We start from the raw sequence: 10,243 nt of genomic DNA, 5'->3' as shown, positions 1-10,243 counted from the left end.
CTATACTCACAGTCTGACGAGCTGATTGGAGAATATTATCTTAAACTTGGAGATAAGAAACACCTTATTGAATATAAGTTGAATTTAAATCAAGACGGAACTTTCATTTTCCATTCGTATACAAATCATGCAACTGGGATTCCTCCAATTGTGAACAATTATGGAAAAGGGAAATGGAGTTCAGAGGGGAAAGTGATTTCGTTTTTTTCGGACAAAGAAAAGGACTTTGATGAAATACACACACTGGACTTTAATAATTCAAAAGCACGATTTATATCAAAGCCATCTCGGGACAAAACCGACCGGATCATCAAAACAAGAATTAAGTTTTATGAATCTGAAATATTCTGGATAGAAGGACTGGATATTTATAAAATATAAAAACGTTTGCTGACAAACCTTTAATCCCTGCAATCAATCACCTCTTGAATTTCCGTCTAGTACGAACACGGTTTACAAAGTAGATAAACACAACAAATAAGGCCAATACGGGGAAAACAAGGTCGCTATTTAGGAAGTTAAGAATATCCATCTTGTCTTTTTTTACTACCTAAAACGGAATTGTTTTGGGATTATTATTCTTTGAATTTAGCCAATGCCTTTTTAGTAAAATCGGATAGTACCAATGTTCCCGAAATCGCCGCTCGGTCGGTCAATAAACCATCCCAATGGTCGGCATCTTCCCAAAGTACCTGTTTCCACTTTTGCAGCGCTTCCGGATTATAGGTAGATAGTTTTTGGGAGAAATACTCCAACTCCTTATCCATTTCCTTTTTAGAATCGAAAACTTTGGCGAACAACCCTTTCTCTTTGGCCCAATAGGCATTTTTCCATTCGGTAGGGGATAATGACATTTCGGACAAGGCCGCAGTTCCCATTTTGCGCTTTACGGCCGGGGCGATGACCAAAGGGGCAATACCAATTGTCAATTCGGAAAGGCGTACCGAAGCATCGATCGAAGCAAAAACATAGTCACAAGCCGCTGCAAGGCCAACTCCACCCCCAACGGTTTTCCCTTGTACACGACCAATAATGACCTTTTTACAGGTACGCATGGCATTGATTACATGGGCAAAGCCACTGAAAAACAACGTACCTTCTTCCAAGTTTTGTATGGCCGTCAATTCATCAAAGGAAGCGCCACCGCAGAACGCCCGATTGCCTTCCGATCGTAAGACGATTACGGTAATGTCTTTATTCTCGGAGAGCGAATTGATTTCTTTGGTGAGTCGGCCCAATAACTCGGCGACAAACGAATTTCCTGCCGGATGGCCAAATTCAACCGTGGCAACTTTGTTGTCAAATGTGGTGTAAAGGCTTCCATTTTCCCTATTAGTGCCCATAAATTTTGATTTTATCCAAAATTACGCGTTTTGTAATAAGGGACGAAACTTTCTTCTGAACTTCCACACCAGGGTACCCCCACGAATGGCCATCCATACGGTAAGGGCTATCCAAATGCCGTGTAGGCCCAAGTGCGCATTTTTAGCCAAAAACAGGGTAGGTACGAACCCTAGAAAGGTGGCAACGAGCAAAACATTCCGTAGATACTTCATCTCGCCCAAACCTTTGAATATACCATCAAAAACAAACGCCATAGTGTTCATGGGAAGCCCTAATATCACAATGAAGAAGATGCTATTGAATGTGGTTAGCACCTCAATTTCATTAGAGAATATGTGTCCAATGGGCCTATAGAAAGCAAAGCCCACCAACATCAGAACCACGCTCACCACAGCTCCGTAGAGCATTATTTTCTTTGCGAGTTTCCAGAGGCCATCATAATCCCTCGCCCCTAGCAATCTGCCTCCCATAATATTACCGGCGGCCCCATACCCATCGATAAAAAAGGCCGTAAAAAGCCAAAGATTAATGGCAATGGTATGTGCACTGATAAATTTATCCCCAAGAGCAGCGGCTTCCCGTACGGCTAAGATCAAAGCCACGTTCAAGGCCACGGCGCGTACAAAGAGATTGAGACTCATTACGACCAAACGGCCTAATTCTTTATGCATTGGGAATTGTATTTTTAAACTGATGTCGGTTTTTGAAATCAAGAGCACAAAGGCTATTAGGGCCATGACGCCTTGGGCGATCAGACTGGCCCAGGCGGCACCCTCCAGATACATGGGATCGATAATCCCTTCAATACCATAAACGAGGATGAAATCCAAACCTATATTTAGAACGGCCCCTACAATAGCAATCAACATGGGGTAATAGGTGTTTTGCAATCCCCGGAATATGCCCATGACCGCAAAGACGAATAACGTCAAGGGGAAGCCCCAAACGCGTATGGAATAATAGGAAATACAATACTCCAGAATTTTACCGGATGCATTCATCATTGTGAAGATCTCATCAACAATAAAGATGGTCGATAAGAGGATGATAATGCTCAGGAGCATATTCAAAAAAATGGCCTGGGCGGGCAAGGTTTTAACCTCGTCCAATTTGCCGGCACCCAAATACTGGGATATGATGGCGGAAATGGCACTCCGGGTTTGCCCCAATATCCAAATCAACATCGACAGAAATGAACCTACTATGCCTGCTGCGGCCAAGGATTCCATCCCGTCAACGGCGATGTTCCCCACAATGGCCGTATCGGTAATGGAAAGTATGGGTTCGGCAATACCTGCAATGGTTGCCGGAATCGCCAATTTGTTGATGGTTTTAAAACTTACGGCTGTCTTCAAATGTACTTTTTGGGATTATAGCACCAGTTCATAACAATGAAAAGGATGCTCACTTTGTTTAGGGAAATAAATATCACCCAATTTTTGATACCCCCGGGTTTCATAGAATCTTTGGTTGCGTTTGTTTTGGCTAAAGGTATCCAACCGAATGGAAATATAGTCCTGTTGCTTGGCATGGTCCTCCGCAAAATCCATCAATTTTTGGGCATAGCCTTTGCCTTGATGCTTGGGAAGTACGGACAACCGGTGAATATATACGTTTTTTGAATTTGGGGTAAGCCACTGAACCGGACGGTACGCTTCATCCATTAGGGATGAAATGACCAGGGTACCGATAATATGGTTATCTTTTTCAAGCACGTACAATTCGGAACGCGCAATGTCTTTTTCAAATATCATGCATGAGGGATAATGCTCGTTCCATTGATAGATGCCGTTATTGGCCATAAAATCAGCACAGTCACGGGTAAGGCATAGAATCTCAGGAATTTCAGATATCTTTGCAAGACGAATCACAAATAGGATTTATTTTAATTGTAAATTTAAAGTATTAATAAATAATCACCGATATGTTAAAGATTCTTGTCCCCATTGGTATTTCGCCCGACGCAAATGAAACGTTGCAATATGCTGTGGATTTTGCCTCCGACTTTGACGCTAGTATTTTCGTAATGGACGTTTATAATGTAAGTGCGAAAGCGGGTAGTTTATCGAACGTGTCTGAAAAACTGGCCAAAAGCGGAAAGGAACGTATAAAAGGTGTTATCGATCAGGTCGACCCCAAAAATGTGGATATAAAAATCGCAACCTATAATGGTGATTTGGTCGATGGTGTAAATACCATAGACAAGGAACTGGGTATTGATATGATCATACTTGCACCTAGGAGCAACGATATCCAAGAGGATCTATACCTCGGAAATACATCGGGCAAGATCATCAAGAGAACTGATATCCCTGCTTTGATAGTACCCAAAGGAACACAGTATAAGCCCTTTAAAAATATCCTTACCGCATTTAAATCAGGGGTATTAAAGCGTAAACGTATTTTGGAGCCCTTGGTTATGATCAAAAAAAAGCACAATGCGAAAGTGAATTTACTTTTCGTCAAAACACCGGGGTACACCGATGAAGACCTTAAGATAAACACGGCGTTAATGGATCTTTGCTCAAAATTGACAGTAACGGAGAATCCGACGACCTATCTTGGGGTCATGGAGCATTTTCAGTCCAAACACCCCGATCTATTGTGCGTTTTTAGAAGAAAAAGGGGATTTTTTATTAAACTTTGGGAATCGAATACAATCAGTAAATCCGAATTTTCAGTGCCTATACCGGTTCTGGTATTGAGTGTTAAGAAGGATTGATTGCCCCTAAACGGGTAACGGTGCTTTCTAAATTGCCAAAAGGGCGACATACTTGCGAATCTTTTTAAGATATTAAATCTTCTAGGTTTTACATATTATGACCTTTTTATCCTAGCCATATTTATTAAAAGAACAAACGAATTAGGTGCTAATATTGGAATTGTGATTGGAGCGCTTATCAATATACAGCTTTGGTTATAGGTGCCCCAGTTATTCTGGTTTTGGAGGAATGTACTTGGTTGTTTCGTTACGATTTTGATTGCCTTGGCAATAAGTTACTTGGTCAAAAACCACCTCAGCGAAGGCTTGGAGGTCGTTCAATATTCAGGGAGGAAAGAGGCACTTATTTTAGTGGGCTATTTTATTGCGATGGTCATTTTCAGCCTTTATCTTCCTAAATTAAGTACCTAAAAAAGAGTATGCAATGAAATTCGTAATTGCTCCAGATAAATTTAAAGGTTCCCTTAGCGCATTCGAATTCTGCGCTGCGGTGGAAGAAGGATTGCGGATGGTCTTCAAGGAAGCTACAATATTAAAAATGCCCTTGGCCGATGGAGGGGACGGCACCATGGCTGTCGTACAGCACTACATCAAGGGCGAAAAGGTATCGGTTATGGTCCAAGACCCCTTGTTCAGACCCATTGAGGCTTCTTATCTTTTTTCAAAAGAAACAAAGATTGCCTATATCGAAATGGCTGAGGCCTCAGGCCTTAAACTGCTTAAAGAGGGCGAACGCAATTGCATGAAAACGACTTCCTTGGGCACGGGTGAGCTTATCGCCGATGCATTGCAGAATGGGGCCCAGGAAATTATCTTGGGTATCGGTGGAAGTGCTACCAATGATGGGGGTATGGGCATGGCTACTGCATTAGGGTTCCAGTTTTTGGATGTGAACAAGGCTGGTTTAGAACCAAAAGGGGAAAATCTCATACATATAAAAACCATTGATGCCTCCGAAGTCAATCCATTATTGAAAAATATATCGGTTAAAGTTGCCTGCGATGTAACGAATCCATTGTATGGTAATAATGGGGCAGCCTATATATATGCCGCGCAAAAAGGGGCTTCACCTCATGATATAGAACGTTTGGACATCGGGTTGAAAAATTATGCTAAAATTGTGCAAAACCAATTTGGGATCGATCCGCAGCACATTGAAGGTGCAGGAGCTGCCGGGGGTATGGGCGCGGGATGCATCAGCTTCTTACATGCCCAATTGACATCGGGTATAGACTTGATACAGGAGTTGGCCGATTTTGACACTAAGATTAAAGGTGCCGATTGGATCATTACCGGCGAGGGGAAATTGGACGACCAAACCCTTTCAGGGAAAACGATCAGTGGGGTAATAAAATCCTCTATTGCCCAAAATATTCCAGTAGCGGCGTTGTGCGGTTCCCTGGATATTTCGGTTGCAACCCAAAAAGAAATGGGCTTAACCTATGCGGCATCTATTGTTAAAGGGGTTTCAAACTTGGAGCAAGCCATACAAGCAAGTTATGATAACCTTGTGCATGCGGCTTATAATTTTGCAAGTGTTTTGAACTTCAACCACAACCCTTAGATCGCTTAGTTTTAAAACAGGCATCATTGTCGAAAAGAAAATAAATCAATTAACGAATTCCACTTTTTTGGTAGGCGAACTAATTTTGAGAGAACCATACAATCCCATACATTTTCAAAAGAAATGAAAAGCTTTCCAATCATTTTTAATTGTAAGAATCATTTGTCCCAGGACTATAGACATTAGTCTAAATAAGTAATGAAATTAAATCAAATAGCATAGCTTGGTTTCTGTTTATTAAGAATTGAATAATTCAAATACGCAGGTAAAATTGTACATCAACTTAAGGTGTAAAAATGGTAATTACTGGTCTTATTTTGTAATTTTATACCAGACGCTCTTTAACGAACCAACAAAATACATGGATTTTACCTTTCCGTTCACGGCGGGTCTCATAGCATCTATGCTGCATGTGATTACAGGCCCCGATCACTTGGCCGCTGTTACGCCTTTTGCCATCGAATCAAAAAAGAAAGCATGGAAAATCGGACTTTCTTGGGGTATTGGCCATCTCGTGGGAATGATGATCATAGGCGTGCTGTTCACGATTTTCAAAGAGGTAATCCCCGTTGACCTTATTTCAAACTATAGTGAACAAATGGTAGGTTTTGTGCTTATTGGCATTGGTGTTTGGGCGTTTTATAAAATATTCAAAAGAAGCAAAAACCACAAACATTTACATGTGCATAGTGAGAATTCCCCGATTATCCATACGCATAAACATGAACATTCCCATGAAAAATCGCACCATCATGTTCATAGCAAAACGTTGAAACAAAGTAACTATGCCTCGTTTTCCATTGGCATTCTACATGGTTTGGCCGGAATTTCCCATTTTTTGTTGTTCCTGCCTGTTTTAGGTTTTGAAGATCGTTCCGATTCGATGCTGTATGTCGTTGGTTTTGGTATGGGCATTGTAGTGGCGATGACGACTTTTGCTTTTGTGATAGGCAAAATCTCCTCGTTCACCAAGAATGAACACAACGAAGTTTTTTTCAATGGCATTCGTCTCGCAGGAGGGCTCTTTGCAATTGTAATAGGTGTTTATTGGATTTTTAACGCCTAGCAGATACGAGGCAACTGTTCCCCGATCAATGGGCTTACGATTCGTTTTCCGCCGATCAAACTTTGCATGACCACTTTATGGGGATGTTCCTTGGTTACTTCCCCGATGCAAACCGCATTTGCCCCTTTTTCATGATTTCGCATTGTTTCGACAACGGCATCGGCCACTTCTTCGGCTACAATAGCAATAAAAACGCCCTCGTTTGCAACATACATCGGGTCTAAGCCTAAAATCTCACACGCTGCTGCAACTTGCTTTTCAAGAGGTATTTTAGTTTCTGCAATGGCGATGCCCTTTTCAATATCAGTGGCTATTTCAGACAATACACTTGCCAAACCACCTCTGGTCGGATCTCGGAGCAAGTGAATTTTGTGCCCAAAGTTGTCCAATAAGTCGCTTACCAGAAAATTAACATTGGTGGTATCGCTAACAATGGTCGATTCAAACTCCAACCCTTCCCGTTGCGACATAATCGCCATACCATGTTGCGCTATAAATCCGCTCACGATAATTTTGTCCCCTACTTGTATATGGTCCGCTGAGATACGTGCCTTGGGATGTACCTCGCCAAATCCCGTGGTGTTGATAAAAATCTTATCGCCCTTTCCACGTTCAACCACCTTGGTATCTCCCGTAATAATCTGCACGCCACTTTTATCAGCGGCCTGTTTGACCGAACTTACTATTTTTATAAAATCGTTGATTGCCAAGCCTTCTTCGACAATAAATGCCAGTGACAGATATTTTGGGACCGCACCGCACATCGCGACATCATTTACCGTACCATTTACCGCCAACTCCCCAATGTTTCCTCCTTTAAAGAATATTGGGGAGATTACAAAACTATCGGTGGAAATGGCGAATTCACGGTCAAATTTTACAATGGAACCATCGTGTTTTTGATTTATATAGGGATTGTCAAACGTTTTGAATATAATCTTATCCAATAAATCCCTGGTCATTATACCCCCACTGCCATGGCCTAAATTTATGGTATCGAATCCCAATGCTTTTGTATCCATTTGTTATGAAGAAATTAAATTATCTGAAAAATGGTAATACGCCGCGCATGCCCCTTCTGAAGAAACCATTGGGGCACCTAATGGATTGGAGGGCGTACAGGCTTTTCCAAATTGATCACATTGATGTGGCTTTTTGATACCCCTTAAAATCTCGCCCGCAATACAATTGGGATTTTCAGGAACTTTTATAGTGCTGATCTCAAATTTCGCTTCGGCATCATATTTTCTATATGCTTCTTTTATAACATAACCGCTGTTGGGAATTTCACCTATGCCACGCCATTCCCTATTGCCCACTTCAAAGACCTTACCTATGACATCGATGGCAGCCTTATTGCCATATTCCTTTACTACCCTGGCATATTGATTTTCTAGTTTATGCGTTCCCTCCTCCAATTGTTTAACGGCCATATAAATTCCCTGTACGAGATCCAAAGGTTCAAAACCGGTGACCACAATGGGGATTTTATATTTTTCAACCAAAGGATAATATTCTTGTAAGCCCATGATGGCACATACATGGCCAGCGCCCAAAAATGCATCGATATTGCAAAATTCATCGTCTAAAATTGCTTCCATGGCGGGTGGTACCAATACGTGCGATGCCAATATCGAATAATTCGTAATTCCTTCCTTTTCAGCATGTAAAACCGATAGCGCATTGGCCGGGGCTGTAGTCTCGAAGCCGACGGCAAAAAAAACAACTTCCTTATCGGGATTTTCCTTGGCAATGGAAACCGCTTCAATGGGGGAATACAAGATTCTCAAATCACCTCCGTTTGCTTTCGTTTCGAGCAGACTTTTTTTACTTCCCGGAACGCGGATCATATCACCAAATGAGCAAACGATCACATTGTTTTCCAACAATTCAATGGCTTTGTCGATCAAATTGAGTGGTGTTACACAAACGGGACACCCCGGCCCATGGATCATTCTAACTTGCTCGGGCAAAAGCTCCAAAATACCATTCCGTACCAGGCCATGGGTCTGTCCTCCACAGATTTCCATGACATTCCAATTACGCGTCGCAATTTTATGGATCTCATCGAGATACTTTTTAGTGGCCTCCAAATTTCTGTATTCACTTAAATACTTCATGGTTTAATGTTTTATATGTAAATGATACATGATTTGCCCGAAAGAAATATTCTCATCGTTAGGGGATAACTCCTTATGAAAATACAACTTTATTTCCTTAGGCACCAATTCGATCAACATATCGACCAGGTTCGTATTTTGAAAAACGCCCCCGCTGAAAGCTATATGGCCATAGTTATTGTTTTTGGCCATGGTAATGATTACGGAAACCAACGTATATAAAAAGTTTGTGATTATTTGTTCCTTTGATTTCCCTGTTTTTAGATCCTTATCTATTTTACGTAGTATTTCGGTTGCGGATATGCCGTTTTCAATACCGGTCAAATAACTGGTATATGATTTTAAGTGATGGTCTGTAACCAAGTTTTCCAATAATATGGCCGCTTCACCTTCGTAGGTGTTTATATCACAGATATTCAAAAGGGAGGCAACAGCATCAAAGAGCCTTCCGACGGAGGAAGTCTTTAATTTATTTCGCTTTATCAGGGTATCGTAAACACCCATTTCTTCCTCGGTGAATTTTTTGGCAATTCTTGATTGCAATGAGTGATCGCCAAGGGCCAACAGGGAAAGTCTGGGCTCTTTGGCCATTTTATCACTGGCCAACCAATCGAAATATTCGAAGTGCGAGATCCGCTCTATTTTTTTTGATCGATAATCAAAAAATTCCCCTCCCCATATATTGCCATCATCCCCATAACCGGTACCATCCCATATAACCCCTAATACAGGGTCTTCGTTAGCGAAAAGATTATGTTCTCCCAAAACAGCGGCAAAGTGCGCCTTGTGATGTTGAATTTTATCAAGTCGAATTTTAAATTCTTGGGCTAATTGGCTGCCATAAAGTGTGCTTTGATAGGCAGGATGACTATCTACCAGTAGTATGTCGGGACTTTGCTCAAAAAGGGCAATAAAATTTTGAGCGGTCTTGGTAAAACGCTCATAAACCTCGAAATCATCAAGATTTCCCAAATATTGGCTGATGTACAGAAACTCATTGGGATGATACGCAATACTGCTTTTTAAATGTGCACCCAATGCCATTATTTTCTCACCCGAATCAAGGCTGGTATTGAAATAATTGGGGGCATACCCACGAGAACGTCGAAACAAGACCTTCGTATTATGTTGTGTGCTGAATTTAACAACAGAATCATCTTGTGGATGCGTGATCTTAAGATTGTGTTGAAGAAAATAATCAGCAACCTCCTTGAGTTTTTCAAGGGCCTGTTCGTTTGTACTGATAATGGGCGAACCATGAATATTACCACTTGTAGCCACCATCGGAACATCCAACTCGTTGGCCAAAAGTTGTAAAATTCCGGAATAAGGTAACATAACCCCCAACTGATTCAAACCAGGAGCGACCTTATGAAGGGCGATGTTTCCTTTATAACCCTTTAAAGAGATAATGTTGATAGGTCTTT

The 10,243-nt window shown here is 41.4% G+C and carries 10 protein-coding genes; 4 read left to right on the top strand and 6 right to left on the bottom strand.

What is annotated here, in order from left to right:
• Positions 1–381, top strand: a 381-nt coding sequence (locus WBM98_RS18600) for a hypothetical protein (protein ID WP_424367515.1), incomplete at its 5' end; no start/stop codon positions are given.
• Between the two features lie 194 nt (positions 382–575).
• Here WBM98_RS18600 and WBM98_RS18595 read toward each other — a convergent pair.
• The 3 genes from WBM98_RS18595 to WBM98_RS18585 are packed head-to-tail and all read right to left on the bottom strand — an operon-like array spanning position 576 to position 3,215.
• Positions 576–1,343, bottom strand: coding sequence for an enoyl-CoA hydratase/isomerase family protein (locus WBM98_RS18595; RefSeq protein ID WP_424367514.1), 768 nt, complete (start codon positions 1,341–1,343; stop codon positions 576–578).
• A gap of 21 nt (positions 1,344–1,364) precedes the next feature.
• A complete protein-coding gene (locus WBM98_RS18590; RefSeq protein WP_424367513.1) occupies positions 1,365–2,699 on the bottom strand; it encodes an MATE family efflux transporter in 1,335 nt (444 codons plus the stop codon).
• A 15-nt stretch (positions 2,700–2,714) separates the two neighbouring features.
• Positions 2,715–3,215 (bottom strand): GNAT family N-acetyltransferase, encoded by a 501-nt coding sequence (locus WBM98_RS18585; RefSeq protein WP_424367512.1) that lies wholly within the window; start codon positions 3,213–3,215, stop codon positions 2,715–2,717.
• Positions 3,216–3,268: 53 nt separating this feature from the next.
• Between WBM98_RS18585 and WBM98_RS18580 the strand changes: the two genes are divergently transcribed.
• From WBM98_RS18580 to WBM98_RS18570, 3 genes are all read left to right on the top strand, one after another.
• Positions 3,269–4,066: a universal stress protein gene (locus tag WBM98_RS18580; protein ID WP_424367511.1), complete on the top strand. Its 798-nt coding sequence runs from the start codon at positions 3,269–3,271 to the stop codon at positions 4,064–4,066.
• Positions 4,067–4,490: 424 nt separating this feature from the next.
• Positions 4,491–5,630: a glycerate kinase gene (locus tag WBM98_RS18575; protein WP_424367510.1), complete on the top strand. Its 1,140-nt coding sequence runs from the start codon at positions 4,491–4,493 to the stop codon at positions 5,628–5,630.
• 361 nt (positions 5,631–5,991) lie between these two features.
• Positions 5,992–6,696: a sulfite exporter TauE/SafE family protein gene (locus WBM98_RS18570; protein ID WP_424367509.1), complete on the top strand. Its 705-nt coding sequence runs from the start codon at positions 5,992–5,994 to the stop codon at positions 6,694–6,696.
• Here the strand turns inward: WBM98_RS18570 and hypE are convergent.
• From hypE to WBM98_RS18555, 3 genes are all read right to left on the bottom strand, one after another.
• Positions 6,693–7,718 (bottom strand): hydrogenase expression/formation protein HypE, encoded by a 1,026-nt coding sequence (hypE, locus tag WBM98_RS18565; RefSeq protein WP_424367508.1) that lies wholly within the window; start codon positions 7,716–7,718, stop codon positions 6,693–6,695. The genes WBM98_RS18570 and hypE overlap by 4 nt on opposite strands.
• Before the next feature lie 3 nt (positions 7,719–7,721).
• Positions 7,722–8,816, bottom strand: coding sequence for a hydrogenase formation protein HypD (gene hypD, locus WBM98_RS18560; protein ID WP_424367507.1), 1,095 nt, complete (start codon positions 8,814–8,816; stop codon positions 7,722–7,724).
• A 3-nt stretch (positions 8,817–8,819) separates the two neighbouring features.
• A partial coding sequence (locus WBM98_RS18555) for a Sua5/YciO/YrdC/YwlC family protein (protein WP_424367506.1) occupies positions 8,820–10,243 on the bottom strand: 1,424 nt, incomplete at its 5' end.

Origin of the sequence: Maribacter sp. (genome assembly GCF_049667165.1) — a bacterium.
Taxonomy (GTDB): Bacteria; Bacteroidota; Bacteroidia; order Flavobacteriales; family Flavobacteriaceae; genus Maribacter_A.
Note: the sequence above shows the minus strand (reverse complement) of the source record. Positions and strands in the feature narration are given on the sequence as shown.